This window comes from Clostridia bacterium, from assembly GCA_017620395.1.
Lineage (GTDB): Bacteria > Bacillota > Clostridia > Oscillospirales > RGIG8002 > RGIG8002.
Genome location: JAFZQJ010000012.1, coordinates 44,373 through 60,952 on the forward strand (window position 1 = coordinate 44,373; position 16,580 = coordinate 60,952).

Consider the following 16,580-nt stretch of genomic DNA (forward strand, 5'->3'; position numbering starts at 1 on the left):
ATCCCTCTTCTGGCAGGTGCGGTTATTCGCGGGGCGCTGCGGACGTGCCGCTTAACCCTCGGTGTAAGTAAGCGTGACGCAGCCGGCGCCGCCGGGGCCTCCGGTCAACTCGCTCCAGTCGGTGAAGCGCACGGCGCCGTCGGCGTAATAGAACTGCAGATCGTAACGCGCGACGTCGTCGGAGTCGACCGCGAAGGTCACGGATGAAACGCCGCCGGACACGGTCGGCGTGAAATTGTACTTGTTTAGGAAGACCTGGCTTATCTGCAGCCTGGTGTTGTCCCACGTCAGCACACAGGTGCCCGCGCCGGTGCCGGATATGACGTAGTTGAAGCCGTCGAATTCCGGCTGCGCCGGCGTGCCGGTCATATTGTTCTCGTTGAAGCGGCCCTCCCACGTGTTTCTCGCCTCGGCGTTGCTGAGCGAAACGCTGAATACCGCGTCCATGGCGCCGACGTCGGCGGGCGCTCCCGCCGCGGGAGCCGCGCAGAGGTAAAGGCAGAGCGCGGGCGCGTTGATGAAGTCGCTGTCGAATTCGACGTTGCATATATCGGTCTGGGAGATGCGGTGGTCGAGCGTGTTGCCGGTGAAATCATGAGAAAGCGCCGAAGCGTTGAGCGTGACCGTCGCGCCGCCTTTGAGCGTGAGCTTTACCCAGTGCGCGCCGACGTCGGAGGCGGAAGCGTCCGTCTTGACGTAAGCGCCGTTGGATTCGCCGAGCATTACCAGCCTCGCCGTAAGCGTGTATGGGATGTCGTTTTCATGCTTCTTCGTGGGGTTGCCCTGCGCGTAGTTGCATATCGTGACGTCGCCGCTGACGGTGGAGGAGTCGCTGTTCGTATAGAGCACGCGCTTGTAGATGTTCGCGGCGGTGTTGGCGTTCGGCACGAGGTAGTTTGAGGAAAAAAGCGTGCCTTCGTCACCGCGCGTAGCGAGAACTCTTTTGGCGCGGCTGCTCTTTATGTATTCGGCGTATACGACGAAGCCGGCGATAAGGAAGAGTACCATTATCGTCGCTATGATCGCCGTCCGGCGGCTTTTGATGATTCTCATGAATCTGCTCACGTATACGTTCTCCTGTTTCGGGTTTGTCGCGGCCGTGCCGGTCAGTAGGAAATGTTCTTCGCGGAGATATAGACTATGTCGGTTTCCTTGTCGTTCTTCGTGTTCGCGGTCCATTTGACGCGCAGGATGTAGTAGTCGCAGAAATCGAAGTGCTCGTCAAGCGTGGGCTGTATCGCGGCGGTCGCCTGCCAGTAGAGCGGGACCGCGTGCTTGTGGTGGTTGGTGTAGGGAGAGTTCGAGCCGGAGGGGGTGTAGGTCTCCGCGTAATAGCGGTCGCCGCCGGTCAGCGCGAGCGTTTCGGCTTCGTCGCCGGTTCCGGCGACCGTGTCGTTGACGAGCTCGCCCGGAATGGGAGAGGCTCCCGCCGGCGCGGAGTAGTAGAGCGTCGAGGAAACGTCGTCGTGCGTGTCGTATATGACGACGCCCGTGGGATTGCCCGCCGGAGCGGACGCGCTTTCCGTCGCCGCGTAAACCTCGAATTCAAACTGGTTGTTCGTCGTGTACGCGAGCTGCAGCTTGTACGAGCCGACGTTGTTGCCGCGCACGCAGAAGACGAAATCCTTGTAAGTGCCGGCTTCGGCGTCGATGCCGCCGAGGTCGAGGTAGCGGATATCCTCCTCGTTGCCGGTGTTGATGAAGATCGCGGTCGGGTTGGAGATCTCGGTGGTCGCGGCGGTCCTGCGGCCGACGTAGAACCACGCGTAGGCCGCCATCGAGGCGCAGAGCAGGACAAAAGCAAGCAGCGCCGCGACGACCGTCTTCGGCGTTCCGCGTCCGTTATTCACTTTTGTCGTTTCCTTTTTCATCGCTTATCTCCGGTTGGATCGGCTGCGGAGCGTCAGTCCGCCGCGCCCGCGGGCTCGACGTCGACGCAGACTATCAGAAAGTGCGTGTTGTCGCCGATGAGCTGGTCGGCGTGGTTGTAACCCTCGCTCAGCTCAACGAAATAGTAGTTGGGGTAGTCGGCGGCGGCGAAGGCCGTCGCGGCGGGTATCGCGAGGTTGCGGAAGAACTTTCCGGGATGGGTGCTGATATAGGTCAGTATCTCGCCGCGCTCCGTTTCGTCGTTATAGACGGGGTGGGCGTGAACCATGGGTGAATCGTTCTCAAGCGCGAGCTGTCCGAAGGTCGCCGGCCATATCCAGTAGATCTCGACGGTGTAATAGCGGTCGCCCGTGTCGGGATCGGTGTAGTCCGGAGCGGCGGGCAGCTCGAAGGTGAAGGCGTCGTCCGTCAGGCGGTCGGAGTAATAGTAGCCGCCGTTTATCAGGGCGCTGCGGGTCTTGTAGAAGAGGACGTGTCCGGAAAGCATCTCCTGCAGCTCGGTGAGAAGCTCCTCCTGCTCCGCCTGAACGGCGGGGTCGGTCTCGTCGGGGTCGACTATCGGCGTCGGATCGCCGTTCGCGGCGATGCCGAGCGGGTAGAACGAGAGGGCGACGTCGAAGCCGGCGTCATAGTCGCTCTTCAGCACTATGTCGAAGCTGATCTTGCCGAAGGCGCCGGGGGCGAGGTCCTCGCCGTTCTCCTCGTGCGGGTTCTCGTTGACGAGATGGCAGAGGATGGCGGTGTGCCCGTTGTCGGTGATATAGTCCGGATCAAGCTTTTCGTAGCCGCCGTTTTCCTCCCGCGCCAGATACTGCGCTATCGGGGAGTCCGCGGCGTAAGGCGTGCGCTGGTCGTTGTCCGGCGTGCCGTCGCGGTCGCGGACGGCGATCTCGTAAAAGGAATCGTCGTTCACGCCGGCCTGCATGCCTTCGGCGGAGACGCTTTCGTTTTTGGTGAACCAGCCGTATGAGAAGTGGAGGTAGACCGTTATGACCGCAGTGAGTATCAGTCCGAGCACCGTGAGGTATATAAGTCTGTGAAACAGCGAACGCTTCTGGTTGTTCCGTGCGCGATCGGTCATGACGGCTCCTCCTTTCTTTCTTGATTCCCGTGCCGCGTAGAAAATAAAAACGCTGCGCGTTCGTGCTTTGCCGAACATCGCAGCTGGCTGCCCCGCGGGGCCCTTTAGCTTTGCGTCGCCGGATTTCTCCGGTTTTGCCAAGTCTGTTTTAGCGTTTCCGATCCGGCGCACGTACGCGTGCGGTGCGCACAAACTCTCAACGCAAAATATTATAGTAGCAATATGCGGTTTTGTCAAGTAAAATATTCCCCGCAAACCGCGTGGCTGCGCGGTTTGCGGGGGCTTGCGCCGTTTTTTCCGCGGCGTGAAAAAAAGCGCTGTTTTTAATTTATATTAAGTAATAAATCGGACGCGATCCGCGTTGCGGAAGGGCGGAGAGAACGGGGGACCGTATGAATTTTTATAAAATTTTCATATTTGCCGCCGCGGGAATCGCTTTTCAGGTCACCAGACCGACCCCTTCCATACGCTTCGCGTGCTCGGCGCCGGTGGAAATAATATAGATCCGCGTTGTGTTCACGCTTGAATGCCCGAGTATGTCCGCGAGTGCGGAGATGTCGTGCTCCCGCTCGTAGAAGGCGCGTGCGAAAAGGTGGCGCAGATTGTGCGGAAACGCTTTCTGCGGCGGTATGCCCGCCGCGGCGCAGAGCTTTTTCATTTTGCGCCAGACGTTGGTGCGGTCGACCGGCCTGCCCGTGCGCGTCAGGAAGACAGGCCCGGAGGAAACGCCGGTTTCCTCGGCGTAGCGCAGAAGCTTTTTTCTGAGCGCCGAAACGATAAAGATGCGCCGCGTCTTGCCCTTGCAGCAGACGCTCGTTCCGCCCTCCTTCGCCGCCTCGACGGTGACGTAGCCGAGCTCGCCGATGCGGATGCCGGTGCAGCAGAGCGTTTGAAGAATTAGCGCGCTGCGGTAGTCGCAGACGCGCTCGGCGGCGGAGATCAGCTGCACGTATTCGTCGCGCGTCAGCTCCTCGCTTTCGGGGCGGTAGGCGTCCCGCTGCAGGCGGAACTGCCGCACGCACAGGTCTTCCCGCCGCGCGAAGCGGAAGAGCGAGTTGAGCGCCGCGAGCATCGAGTTCGCGCTTTTGGCGGAGTAGAGCGAGCCGAGCCTGGTCTTGTAGCCGAGAGTCATCCTGCGGCTGACCTCGTTCCCGCCGGCGTACTCCGCGAAGCGCCTCGCCTCGCGCAGATACTTCTCCACGGTAGCGGCGCTCTTTTCCTGATCGCGCAGATGCTCCGCGAAGCGGCGCTGCAGTTTTTCGGTAATGAAGAGTCTTTGCATAAAAAACACCCCCATGATTTTTCCGAATATCTTTTCGGCCGGCGTGCCGAACGAAGCCGGCCGGTTATATTTTAGAACAAATGCCGCAAAATGTAAAATAAGATTGAAATTTGCGGAACGGTGTGGTATTATGTTAAGCAGAAGATTATCACACGGGAGTGATGAAATGAGCTTATCCGAAAGCGCTCTCGGCCGCGTCGAATCCGCGCGCAGGTCGGTTCTTGTCGTTGACGACGAGCTTATCAACAGAATAATGCTCGGCCATATTCTCGGGAATGACTACGACGTCGTTCTCGCGGAAAACGGCGCGCAGGCGCGCGACGTTCTTGAGGAACGCGGCGAAACGATCTCCATAGTGCTGCTCGATCTGATGATGCCCGTTATGGACGGCTACGAGCTGCTCGAGATCATGAGAGCTGATCCGAAGATGCGTCACATCCCCGTCATCGTCGCGACCTCGGAGCGCGAAGCCGAGGTGCGCAGTCTCGAGATGGGCGCCGCGGACTTCATCGAGAAGCCCTACAACGCGCCGGAGGTCATACTCGCGCGCGTGCGCCGCTCTATCGAGCTCGCCGAGGACGCCAGCATAATCAGCGCGACCGAGACGGACTCCCTCACGGGGCTTTATATCAAGCAGTTCTTCATCGAATACTGCGGCAGGGCGGATTTCTACGCGCAGGACAAGCCCATGGACGCCGCCGTGCTGAATATCAACCGGTTCCACCTTGTCAACGAGCTGTTCGGTCAGGAGGCGGGCGACAAAGCGCTCGTCGTTCTCGCCGCGCATCTCCGTTCGATCGCCGTTGAAGTCGGCGGCTTCGCCGGCAGGGGCGAAGCGGATACCTTCTACCTCTATCTGCCGCACCGCGACGACTACGTTGATATCCTCAACGGCGCGGGAGCGGTTCTGACGGAGGCGCTTCCGGATACGCACATCAGCATCCGCCTCGGCGTCTATCAGAACGTCGACAAAAGCATCACGCTGGAGCGCCGCTTCGATCACGCGAACCTCGCCTCGAGCCGCTTCCGCGGCGGGCACGAGTCGCACGTCGGCTTCTACGATTCGAGCATGCACGACCGCGAGCTTTATACCGAGCGCCTGCTTGCCGACGCCGACAGGGCGATCGCGGAGCGTCAGTTCAGGGTCTATTTCCAGCCGAAATACAACATAAAGGGCGACCGCCCCGTGCTTTGCAGCGCGGAGGCGCTGATACGCTGGATCCATCCGGAGCTCGGCTTCGTCAGCCCCGGCGCCTTTATCCCGGTATTCGAGGAGCACGGAATCATCCACAAGCTCGACGTTTTCGTCTGGAACGAAACGGCGGCGCAGATACGCCGCTGGCGCGAAGAATTCGGCTTCACTCTGCCGGTCTCGGTAAACGTTTCCCGTGTGGATATGCAGACCGACGGCTTAGAGGAGCAGCTCGCGCGGATAGTGAAGGATAACGGTATCGGATTCGCGGATCTGCGGCTCGAGGTCACCGAGTCCGCTTACGCCGAAGACGAGAGCGCCGTCGTCGGGATCGTTTCCAACCTGCGCGAGCTCGGCTTCAGGATAGAGATGGACGACTTCGGCAGCGGGTATTCGTCGCTGAATATGCTGAGCGAAATGCCGATCGACACGCTGAAGCTGGATATGCGCTTCGTGAAGAATCTGACCGCGGGATCGAAGGGGCTCCGCATGATCGAGCTGGTCGTCGGAGTCGCGAAGTTCCTCGAGGCTCAGGTGATCGCCGAGGGCGTTGAAACCGCGGAGCAGGTGGAGCTGCTGCGCGGCTGCGGCTGCGACATGGTGCAGGGGTATTACTTCTCGAAGCCGGTCCCGCCGGAGGATTTCGCGCGGTTCATCGCCGCCGGGAAGGAAAACGGATAAGGGAGGATACGATATGATAACCGTTGATAAACTGAGGGAATGGGGCGCCGCCGTCGACGAAGGGCTCGCCCGCTGCATGAATAACGAAAGCTTTTATCTCATGCTCGTCGGCAAGTCGCTTGAAGGCGGCCAGATAGACGAGCTCGAGGCCGCCCTGTCGGAAAAGGACCTTACCCGCGCGTTCGAAGCCGCGCACGCGCTGAAGGGCGTTTGCGGCAACCTTTCGCTGACTCCGCTTTTCAAGCCCGTCAGCGAGATGACCGAGCTGCTCCGCGCCGGAACGGATACGGATTACTCCGCGCTTCTCGCGGAAGCGAAAACGCAGTGGGCGCGGCTTAACGAGCTGGCCGGATAAAGAGCGCTTTCCGCCGCTTCCGCTTTGTCATTTTGCCGAATAAAAGCCGCGTACCCGAGGCAAATTCGGTCACAATCACAGTTTTGCCGATTTGTGTCAAAAATGATAAAAATGGGTTGCATTTCCGCGCGTTTTGATTTATAATATTGACATACAAGACGAAGGAGTGAGGGCGTATGAAAACGGTGTATATCCTCTGCGGAAAAAGCTTTTTCAGCGAGCCTTCGCGCCTTTCTGCGTCCTTATAGCGTCTTGCTGCGCCCGTATCTTCGCGGGCGCGTTTTTGTTTGAAAAATCCGCGTTCTGACAAAGAACGCAAAACGGCTTTTCGCTCCGGAAGGGAAGCGGATCGCGCAAACGGAGATGTATATATGCGCCTGCTCGAGGAACGTATAAAAAAAGACGGCGTCGTGAAGGGGAAGGACGTGCTCAAGGTCGACAGCTTCCTCAACCATCAGATCGATCCGATGCTCACCGACGCCATGGGCAGGGAGTTCTACCGCCTTTTCAGGAACGAAAACGTCGACAAGCTCCTCACTATAGAGGCGTCCGGCATCGCGGTCGCCGTTATGACGGCGAGGTATTTCGGCAAGCCGCTCGTCTTCGCGAAAAAGTCGCGCACGTCCAATATGGCGGACGGTGTCTGGACGGCGAAAGCGTTTTCGTTCACGCACGGAGTCGAGAACACCGTCATGGTTTCGAAGCAGTATCTCAGTGAAGGCGAACGCGTCCTGCTGATCGACGATTTCCTCGCCAACGGCTGCGCTCTCCGCGCTCTGCGCGATATCGTCATGCAGGCGGGAGCGATCCCCGTCGGAGCGGGCGTCGTCATCGAGAAGGCGTTCCAGCCCGGCGGCGACGGACTTCGCAAAGAGGGGCTGCGCGTCGAATCGCTCGCGCGGATAAGCTCGATGAGCGAGGAGAACGGCGTCGAGTTCTGCTGACGCTGCGTCTTCAATATTAGTAAAACCGAATAAAACAACAGAAAATATCAACCGCTTATATATCCTTTGAGATATGGTCAAAAAGTTTCTACCGGGCTGCCGTAAATTGCCCGACTATAAGCAGGATCTTCTTGTCTTTGCTTTCAGTACGGGAACGGCTCGGTTCCCGTACTTTTTTTCGTGGCAGGCGCCGCGCTTCACACGGTATTCAATCCGGAGGGATATGAATAAATAAACAAAAACAACAAGAAAGAGGAGAAAAACCATGAAAAGAACTCTCAGCATCATTCTTGCCATCGTCTTCGCTCTGTCCTGCTGCTTCGCTCTCGCGGCCTGCGGCAAGGAATCCGAAGGCACCGGTTCCGGCGACAACGGCGACGCCGCGGCCCTGAAGATCGGCGCCATCCTCGTCGGCGACGAGACCGAAGGCTACACCAAGGCTCACATGGACGGCATAAAGGCCGCCGCCAAGGAGCTCGGCATCGCGGACGACCAGATCATCTGGAAGTACAAGATCGAAGAGACCGACGCCGTTACCGAAGCCGGCAAGCAGCTCATCAACGACGGATGCACCTACATCTTCTCCAACTCTTACGGTCATCAGGACTATATGCTCGGCCTCGCGAAGGAGAACAGCGATATCCACTTCGTCTCCATGACGGGCGACACCGCCGACAAGAACGGACTTGACAACTTCAGCAACGCGTTCACCCGCGTTTATGAATCCCGCTACGTCTCCGGCGTGGTCGCCGGCCTCAAGCTCCAGGAGCTCATCGACGCCGGCAAGATCGCCGATAAGAACAAGGACGGCGACAACATCCGCATCGGCTACGTCGGCGCTTATCCCTACGCTGAAGTCGTTTCCGGTTACACCGCTTTCTATCTCGGCATAAAGTCCATAGTTCCGAACATCGTTATGGACGTTCAGTACACCTCCAGCTGGTTCGATTTCGATAAAGAGAAGGCCGCCGCCGAGCTGCTCATGAGCAGAGGCTGCGTCATCATCGGCCAGCACGCCGACTCCGCCGGCGCGCCCACCGCTGTCCAGGAAGCCTTCAAGAAGGGCGAAGTCGCCTACTCCGTCGGCTACAACGTCTCCATGCTCGACGCCGCTCCGGACGCCGCTCTTACCTCCGCCTCCAACAACTGGAAGGTTTACTACAAGTTCGCTTTCGAGAAGGCCCTGAAGGGCGAGAACATCCCCACCAACTGGGCCGAAGGCTACGACAAGGACGCCGTTGAGATCACCGAGCTCGGCAAGTCCGTCGCCGAAGGCACTCAGGCCAAGGTCGACGAGACCATCGCCAAGATCAAGTCCGGCGAACTCAAGGTTTTCGACACCAAGACCTTCACGGTCGGCGGCAAGGAAGTTACCGAAGCTTTCGCCACCGATACCGACGGCGACTGGGTCAACGATAAGGACAACGTCGTTTACGACGGCTATTATCACGAGTCCGACGTCCGCAGCGCGCCTGCGTTCAATCTCCGCATAGACGGAATCACCGAACTCAACCCCGAAGGCTGATACTGCGAATGATCAAGGGAAGCCGCCGTCCCGGCGGCTTCCCTCCTTTACTGCTGATATACCCCGGAGGAACAAATGAACGAAAAACGCACACCGGTCATCCAGTTAAAAGGGATAACAAAGCGTTTCGGAACCAAAGTGCTTGCCAACGACAACATCACTATGGACGTCCTTGACGGCGAAGTCCTTGCGCTCCTCGGCGAGAACGGGAGCGGAAAGACCACGCTGCTCAATATGCTGTCGGGTATCTACTATCCCGACTCCGGCGAGATCTACGTCAGGGGCAAACACGTTTCGATCAAGAGTCCGCACGACGCGTTCCTGCTCGGTATCTGTATGATACACCAGCACTTCAAGCTCGTCGACGTTTTCACGGCGACGGAGAACGTCCTGCTCGGACTGAAAGAAAAAGGCCGCCTCGATCTGAAGGCGGCGGCGAACCGTATCCGCGAGATATGCGGCGAATACGGCTTCGAAGTGGACCCCGATCAGAAGGTCTACGACATGACCGTCTCGCAGAAGCAGACGCTCGAGATAGTCAAGGCGCTTTACAGAGGCGCCGACATACTCATTCTTGACGAGCCCACCGCGGTCCTCACGCCGCAGGAGACCGAAAAGCTGTTCTCGGTCATCCGCAATATGCAGGCGGCCGGCAAGACCATAATCATAATCACACATAAGCTTCAGGAAGTCCTCGCCATTTCCGACAGGGTAGCGATCCTTCGCAAAGGCGAATACATAGATACGGTCAAAACGTCCGAGACCTCGGTCGCCGAGCTTACCGAAAAGATGGTCGGCAAAAAGGTCGAGCTCAACATCGCCCGTCCCGAAGTCAAGGACCGCGAGCTGCGTCTCAAGGTGTCCGGACTGTCCTGCAAAAACGCCGAAAACGTCGACGTGCTGAAGGACGTTTCGTTCGAGGCGTACTCGGGCGAGATACTCGGCATTGCCGGCATCTCCGGCTGCGGACAGAAGGAGCTTCTCGAATCAATAGCCGGACTCCAGAAGATCGAGCCCGGAGCCGAGATAACCTATACCTATCCCACGGGAGAAACGGAAACGCTCATCGGCAAGACCCCCAAGCAGATACGCAAAATGGGCGTATCGCTCTCCTTCGTCCCCGAGGACCGTCTCGGTATGGGACTCGTCGGCGGCATGGGCATGACCGAGAATATGCTGCTCAAGGATTACAACCGCGGAGCGTCGCCGCTGACCGACAAAAAGCCCTCGAAGGAGCTCGCGGAGCGTATCCGCGAAGACCTCGGAGTCGTAACTCCGTCGATCTCGACGCCGGTGCGTATGCTTTCCGGCGGCAACGTCCAGAAGGTGCTCGTCGGCAGAGAGCTCGCCTCCGCGCCCACGGTGCTTATGACCGCCTACGCCGTCAGGGGGCTTGACATCAACACGTCTTACGTTATATACGATCTGCTCAACGAGCAGAAGCAGAAGGGCGTCGCCGTAATATTCGTCGGCGAAGAGCTCGACGTGCTCCTCGCGCTGTCGGACAGGATACTCGTCCTGTGCGGCGGCCGCATAAGCGGAGTGCTCGACGCCCGCGCCACCACCAAAGAAGAGGTCGGCTACCTTATGACCAATCTGCCGGAAGCCGCGGAAGGAGGGAAAGCGGATGACGATAAGGAATAACGACCGCGAGCCGTTGATACATCTGACGAAACGCGCTCCGCTGCCCGGATTCGCGGGGCTGCTTATCAGGGCGGGGGCGTTCGTATTCGCCGTCCTGTTCTGTGCGCTCGTCGTCTGGCTGATGATCGGCGTCGACCCGATCACGTTTTTGAAGACGATGTTCACCGGCTCGTTCGGCATACAGAAGCTCGAGAACGCCAAAAACTTCACCTCCTTCTGGCGCATTTTCACCTCGAGCTACTTCTGGACGACCGTCAAGACCGGATGCAAGCTGCTGCTTCTCGCGGTCGCGCTCGCTCCGGCGTTCAAGATGAAGTTCTGGAACATCGGCGCGGAGGGACAGTTCCTCGCGGGAGCGATCTCCGCCACCTACATAATGTTCAACTATCCGGGGCTCAACCCCTTCGTGCTCCTTCTGCTCATGCTGGTCGTCAGCCTGATAACGGGAGCGATCTGGGGAGTCATCCCCGCGATCTTCAAGGCGAAGTTCAACACGAACGAGACGCTGTTCACGCTCATGATGAACTATATCGTCATCAAGATCGTCGACTTCTTCTTCAATAAGTGGAGAGGAGTCAAATCCGCGCTCGGCATCATCAACATCGACTCCGAAGCCGGCTGGATCAGATCCATGTGGAAGGGCACCGAGTCCGCCTGGTACAAGAACGAGGATCTGATCTTCATGATCGCCGTCATAGTTATCGCAGTGCTGATGTATTACTACCTGCGCCTGACGAAGCACGGCTATGAAATAGCCGTCGTCGGCGATTCGCAGAACACCGCCAAATACGCGGGCATCAGCGTCAAGAAGGTCATCATCCGCACGATGGCGCTCTCCGGCGCGCTCTGCGGACTGTGCGGATTCCTCTGCGTTTCGGCGCAGGGGCACACCGTGAACTCAAGCCTCGCGGGCGGATACGGCTTCACCGCGATAATCGTCGCGTGGCTGTCGAAGTTCAACACCTTCACGATGATGGGCGTTTCGCTGCTGATAGTCGCGCTCGAGAACGGCTCTGCGCTGATGTCGAACACCTACAACGACCTCGGCTTCTCGGTCGCGTTCGGCAAGATAATCGTCGGCGTGATGCTGCTGTTCGTCATCGGCTGCGAGTTCTTTATCAACTATAAGGTCAACTTCCGTTCGCGCAAAGCTCAGAAGGAGGCGGTCGAAGCATGATATTTGTCTGGATACAAAAAGCCATCGGATTCGCCGCTTTCATCGCGCTCGCGGCGATGGGCGAGCTGCTGACCGAAAAATCGGGCGGCCTCAACCTCGGAACTCCGGGAACGATGTGCGTCGGCGCGGCGGCGGGATTCATCACCGCCTTCCGCTATTGCAACGCCGTCGCGAACCCGAGCGTTGTTATGGTCATTCTGCTGACGCTGCTGACCGCGTTCGCCGCGTCGGTGCTTATGGGGCTGATATACAGCTTCTTCACCGTCACGATGAGGATAAACCAGAACGTCGTCGGCCTCGTTATGACGATCTTCGGATGCGGCCTCGCGGAGTTCCTGTCTATCTTTTTCATTAAGTCGGAGTCGGGCAACGTCCGCTGCGACTTCGCGAACACCGTCTTCACCGCGCGGATACCGTTCCTTTCGGAAAAGCTCGGCGTAGTTTCCGACCTGCTTTTCAGCTACGGCTTCATGTTCTATCTGACGATAGCGCTCGCGGTGATAATGACGCTCGTATTCAACAAGACGAGAACGGGGCTCAACCTCCGCGCCGTCGGCGAAAGTCCGGCGACCGCGGACGCGGCGGGCATCAACGTTACGCGGTATAAATACGCCGCGGCGTGCATCGGCAGCGGCATCACCGGCCTCGCCGGAGTCTACTGCGTGATGGAGTTCAAGAGCGGCGCGTGGGCTACGGCGGACCTCGCCAGCATCCAGGCGTTCGGCTGGCTTTCGGTCGCGCTCGTCATATTCGCGTTCTGGAAGCCGCTGAATCTGCTCTGGGGCTCGCTGATATTCGGCATCTTCTACTGGGCGTATCTGTACCTGCCGGAGCTGCTGAACGTTCAGCTTTCCACCGACCTTACGCAGATGCTGCCGTATATCATCACGATAGTCGTTCTGATAATCGTCAGCTTCCGCAAGAAAAAAGAAAACCTCGGTCCCGCGTCGTTAGGCGTGACGTATTTCCGAGAAGAACGCTGACGCACGCCATCCCGAGGGCGAAGCCCGAGGGATCCCCCGAATAAGCAGAAACACCCGGACACCTCCCTCAGACGAGGGAGGTGTCATTTTTTGCTGGCAAAAAATGACGGAGGGAGTGAAAACTGCCGCGAAGCGGCAATATCACTTGTCCGAAGGGCAAATATCACTGCCGCAAAGCGGCAATATCACTATCGCGTCAGCGATAATATCACTGCGCCGCAGGCACTTTTCCCTCCCTCAGTCTCGCCCTGCTCCGCAGGCCTCGACAGCTCCCTCGTCTGAGGGAGCCAAGCCGACGTTTCTGCTTCACATAGGGGATTCCTCGTCGGCGCGTTCGCGCCTCCTCGGAATGACAGAGGCCGTAGGCGGCGTCTTCGCAGGGGCGATCTGATCGCCCGCGAATCAACGCGCAAACCATACGCGCCCCTCGATTTGAGGGGCGCCGTTTTTTTGCGCTGCAAAAAGGGGGTAAACGCCCGCCGATTCATTCTTAAATATATCTTGCTAATTTTCTCACATTGTGGTAAAATATATGATGTATACTATGCAGTTTTGCGCCCGGGCGCGAAACGGACCGGAGAAACCCTATGATTAACAGATCTCTTGTGAGAAGAAAAGCGATAATGCGGCTTATGGGACGCTTCTGGACGGCGGCTGTCCTCGCGCTCATCGCGGAGGTGATAAGCCTCGCGGTCAGCTTCCTCCAGAACGCGGTCTACAAAGCGTTCGACGTCAAGCTGATAACGGCGCAGCAGCTTATCTCCACCGAGGCGATAGACGCCTATTTCAAGGAGCTGCTGAGCGACCGCTGGGCGGTCGTGAAGATGCTGTCTATCTTCGCCGGCGGCCTGCTTGTGACCTTCCTGCTGTCGGCGCCGCTGCGCTTCGGCACGCTGAAATGGCACTACGCCGTCGTCAAAGGCTCGCCGCAGACAATAGGCTACGCGCTGAACGAATACGGCACGCTGAAAAACGTCGGCCGTTCGCTCTGGATATATATCTATACCGGACTGCACTATCTGAAGTGGGGCCTGCTGATCTTCGCCGCGCCGCTCGGAATGTCCATAGGCGGCTCGCTCATCTATGAGAAGGGGCGCGAAGGCGTCGCCGGAATGCTTATGAGCTTCGGCATAGTCGCGGCGATCGGCTGCGCGGTGCTCTTCGTCTACGTGACCAACCGCCTCTTCCTTGCGCCGTATATCTACGCGGAAGGCGATATAAGCGCGTTTCAGGCGGTCCGCGAGAGCAAGGAGCGAATGCGCGGGCAGTCCGGAGGACTGCTTGTGTTTCAGCTTTCGCTGATACCGCTGATACTGATCGCCTTCTTCCTCTGCTACGGCGCGGGCACGATAATCGTCGCGCCCTTCGCGTCGATGTGCTACGCGACCTACGCCGACGAGATACTCACCGGCGGCGCCGCCGAAGAGGAAGAAATCGAATACACTGTTGAATAAATCCGAAAGAGGAAAGAAATATGAACGAAAAATACTACATCACCACAGCAATCGCCTATACGTCGCGCAAGCCGCATATAGGCAACACCTACGAAGCGGTCTTCACCGACTGCATCGCGCGCTATAACCGCCTGCGCGGGAAGGACGTCTTCTTCCTGACCGGCACCGACGAGCACGGCGTGAAGATCCAGGAGGCCGCCGAGGCCGCCGGCATAGCGCCGAAGGAGTACGTCGACCGCGTCGCCGGCGAGGTCAAAGAGGTCTGGGACCTGATGAACACCAGCTACGACAAGTTCATCCGCACGACAGACCCCGACCACGAGCGCACCGTCGCCAGGATATTCACGAAGCTTTACGAGCAGGGCGACATCTACAAGGGTGAATACTCCGGCAAATACTGCGTCGCCTGCGAGACCTACTTCACCGAGAGCCAGCTCGTCGACGGCAAATGCCCCGACTGCGGAGGCGAGGTCACCGAGGCGAAGGAGGAAGCCTACTTCTTCCGTATGAGCAAATACGCCGACCGCCTGCTGAAGTATATCGAGGAGCATCCGGACTTCATCATGCCTGAGAGCCGCCGCAAGGAGATGGTCAACAACTTCCTGCTGCCCGGGCTCAGCGACCTTTGCGTTTCGCGCACCTCGTTCTCGTGGGGCGTGCCGGTCGAGTTCGACCCGAAGCACGTCGTCTACGTCTGGATCGACGCGCTTTCCAACTACATCACCGCCCTCGGCTACGACGTCGACAAGGATAAGCAGGGCGAGAACTACAAAAAGTACTGGCCGGCGGACGTCCACGTCATCGGCAAGGACATCCTGCGCTTCCACACGATCTACTGGCCGATAATCCTCATGGCGCTCGGCGAGCCGCTTCCGAAGCAGATCTTCGGCCACCCGTGGCTGCTGAACGGCACAGACAAGATGAGCAAGTCGAAGGGCAACACCATCTACGCCGACGAGCTCTGCAAATACTTCACCGTCGACGGCGTCCGCCTCTATCTGCTGAGCGAAATGCCCTACGGCGCGGACGGCACGATCACCTACGAAGCCGTCATCCGCAAATACAACACCGAGCTTGCGAACAACCTCGGCAACCTCGTCAGCCGCACCGTCGCGATGACGAAGAAGTACTTCGGCGGCGAAACGCCCACCCCGATCCTCGAGGGCGAGCCGGTGGACGACGAGCTCATCGCCGCCTGCCGCGAGACGGCGCACACCGTCTGCGCGAAGATGGACGAGCTGCGCGTCGCCGACGCCGTGAACGCCGTCTTCGACCTGCTCGGCAGGGCGAACAAATACATCGACGAAACCGCCCCCTGGGTGCTTGCGAAGACCGAAGAGGGCCGCGAACGCCTCGGCGTCGTCATCTACAACCTGCTTGAAACTATCCGCCACGCCGCCGTCCTGCTCGCGCCCTTCATGCCCGCGACCTCGGAGAAGATACTCTCGATCTTCGACTGCAAGGCGGACTGGAACCGCCTCGAGAGCTTCGGCCAGCTCCAGACCGGCACCGACCTCGAGGACTGCGGAATGCTCTTCGCCCGCATCGACGAGGAGAAGCTGCTCGCGGAGATATTCGCGGAAAAAGAATAACGCGATGAGATTATTCGATACCCACGTACATATGGACGACCCGCGCTACGACGCGGACCGCGAGGAGCTTCTGCGCGGTCTCGCCGCCGCGGGCGTCGAGCTTATACTCAACCCATCCGCGAATATGGAGGAGTCCCGCGCCGCCGTCGCTTTGAGCGAGAAGTACCCCTTCGTCTACGCCGCCGTCGGCGTGCATCCGTCGGAAACGGCGGGCTTTTCCGAGGCGGACTGCGCGGAGCTGCTTGCGCTCGCGGCGAAGCCGAAGACGGTCGCGATAGGGGAGATCGGGCTCGATTACCACTACGACGACACCGACGCGGAAACGCAGAAACGCGCCTTCGCGCGGCAGCTCGAGCTGGCGAAGGAAGCGGACCTGCCCGTGATAATCCACTCGCGCGACGCCTGCGCCGATACGCTTCAGATCGTCCGCGCGAGCGGAGTCAGGCGCGGAGTGGTGCACTGCTTCGGCGGCAGCGCCGAGACCGCGCGCGAATACGTCGCGATGGGCTTCCACGTTTCCTTCACCGGAGTTATAACCTTCAAAAACGCGCACCGCGTCCGCGAGGCGTGCGCCGCCGTTCCGCTCGACCGCCTCATGATAGAAACCGACGGCCCGTATATGTCGCCTGAGCCGCACCGCGGCGAGCGCAACGAGCCTGCCTTCGTCCGCTTCGTCGCCGCGAAGATGGCGGAGGTCAAGGGCGTTACGCCCGATCAGCTCGCGGAGATAACGTTTGAGAACGCGCTGAAATTTTTCAGGATAAATCACTGAAACCGTCT

General features: G+C 59.0%; 14 protein-coding genes and 2 riboswitches. Of the genes, 10 read left to right on the forward strand and 4 right to left on the reverse strand.

Annotated features, from left to right (window positions below; translation table 11 throughout):
• Positions 1–51 precede the first annotated feature (51 nt).
• The 4 genes from J5441_01670 to J5441_01685 form a co-directional block, all read right to left on the reverse strand.
• Positions 52–1,065 (reverse strand): hypothetical protein, encoded by a 1,014-nt coding sequence (locus tag J5441_01670; protein ID MBO4933862.1) that lies wholly within the window; start codon positions 1,063–1,065, stop codon positions 52–54.
• A gap of 41 nt (positions 1,066–1,106) precedes the next feature.
• The gene (locus tag J5441_01675; protein MBO4933863.1) at positions 1,107–1,871 is read right to left on the reverse strand and encodes a hypothetical protein; all 765 of its coding nucleotides are present in this window, start codon (positions 1,869–1,871) and stop codon (positions 1,107–1,109) included.
• Positions 1,872–1,903: 32 nt separating this feature from the next.
• Entirely contained in the window at positions 1,904–2,971 is a 1,068-nt protein-coding gene (locus J5441_01680) for a hypothetical protein (GenBank protein ID MBO4933864.1), read from the reverse strand.
• Positions 2,972–3,046: 75 nt separating this feature from the next.
• Positions 3,047–3,120, reverse strand: a riboswitch (cyclic di-GMP riboswitch).
• Between the two features lie 290 nt (positions 3,121–3,410).
• A complete protein-coding gene (locus J5441_01685; GenBank protein MBO4933865.1) occupies positions 3,411–4,253 on the reverse strand; it encodes a tyrosine-type recombinase/integrase in 843 nt (280 codons plus the stop codon).
• A gap of 166 nt (positions 4,254–4,419) precedes the next feature.
• Between J5441_01685 and J5441_01690 the strand changes: the two genes are divergently transcribed.
• The 10 genes from J5441_01690 to J5441_01735 all read left to right on the forward strand — a co-directional run bounded on the left by J5441_01690 (position 4,420) and on the right by J5441_01735 (position 16,572).
• Positions 4,420–6,126, forward strand: coding sequence for an EAL domain-containing protein (locus J5441_01690; protein ID MBO4933866.1), 1,707 nt, complete (start codon positions 4,420–4,422; stop codon positions 6,124–6,126).
• Between the two features lie 13 nt (positions 6,127–6,139).
• Positions 6,140–6,481, forward strand: a complete 342-nt coding sequence (locus tag J5441_01695; protein MBO4933867.1) for an Hpt domain-containing protein — start codon at positions 6,140–6,142, stop codon at positions 6,479–6,481.
• 371 nt (positions 6,482–6,852) lie between these two features.
• The gene (locus tag J5441_01700) at positions 6,853–7,425 is read left to right on the forward strand and encodes a xanthine phosphoribosyltransferase (GenBank protein MBO4933868.1); all 573 of its coding nucleotides are present in this window, start codon (positions 6,853–6,855) and stop codon (positions 7,423–7,425) included.
• A gap of 35 nt (positions 7,426–7,460) precedes the next feature.
• A riboswitch (purine riboswitch) is annotated at positions 7,461–7,562 on the forward strand.
• Between the two features lie 128 nt (positions 7,563–7,690).
• A complete protein-coding gene (locus tag J5441_01705) occupies positions 7,691–8,950 on the forward strand; it encodes a BMP family ABC transporter substrate-binding protein (protein MBO4933869.1) in 1,260 nt (419 codons plus the stop codon).
• Between the two features lie 75 nt (positions 8,951–9,025).
• Positions 9,026–10,594: an ABC transporter ATP-binding protein gene (locus J5441_01710; GenBank protein ID MBO4933870.1), complete on the forward strand. Its 1,569-nt coding sequence runs from the start codon at positions 9,026–9,028 to the stop codon at positions 10,592–10,594.
• Complete coding sequence (locus J5441_01715) at positions 10,578–11,771, forward strand: ABC transporter permease (protein MBO4933871.1); 1,194 nt, start codon at positions 10,578–10,580, stop codon at positions 11,769–11,771. The genes J5441_01710 and J5441_01715 overlap by 17 nt, the downstream gene beginning before the upstream one ends.
• Positions 11,768–12,754 carry an ABC transporter permease gene (locus J5441_01720; protein MBO4933872.1) on the forward strand — a complete coding sequence of 329 codons (987 nt, stop codon included), beginning with the start codon at positions 11,768–11,770 and terminating at the stop codon, positions 12,752–12,754. The genes J5441_01715 and J5441_01720 overlap by 4 nt, the downstream gene beginning before the upstream one ends.
• A 587-nt stretch (positions 12,755–13,341) precedes the next feature.
• Positions 13,342–14,208 (forward strand): hypothetical protein, encoded by an 867-nt coding sequence (locus J5441_01725; protein MBO4933873.1) that lies wholly within the window; start codon positions 13,342–13,344, stop codon positions 14,206–14,208.
• Between the two features lie 20 nt (positions 14,209–14,228).
• Positions 14,229–15,800 carry a methionine--tRNA ligase gene (gene metG, locus J5441_01730; GenBank protein ID MBO4933874.1) on the forward strand — a complete coding sequence of 524 codons (1,572 nt, stop codon included), beginning with the start codon at positions 14,229–14,231 and terminating at the stop codon, positions 15,798–15,800.
• Between the two features lie 4 nt (positions 15,801–15,804).
• Positions 15,805–16,572 (forward strand): TatD family hydrolase, encoded by a 768-nt coding sequence (locus J5441_01735; GenBank protein MBO4933875.1) that lies wholly within the window; start codon positions 15,805–15,807, stop codon positions 16,570–16,572.
• The last annotated feature ends 8 nt before the right edge of the window (positions 16,573–16,580 follow it).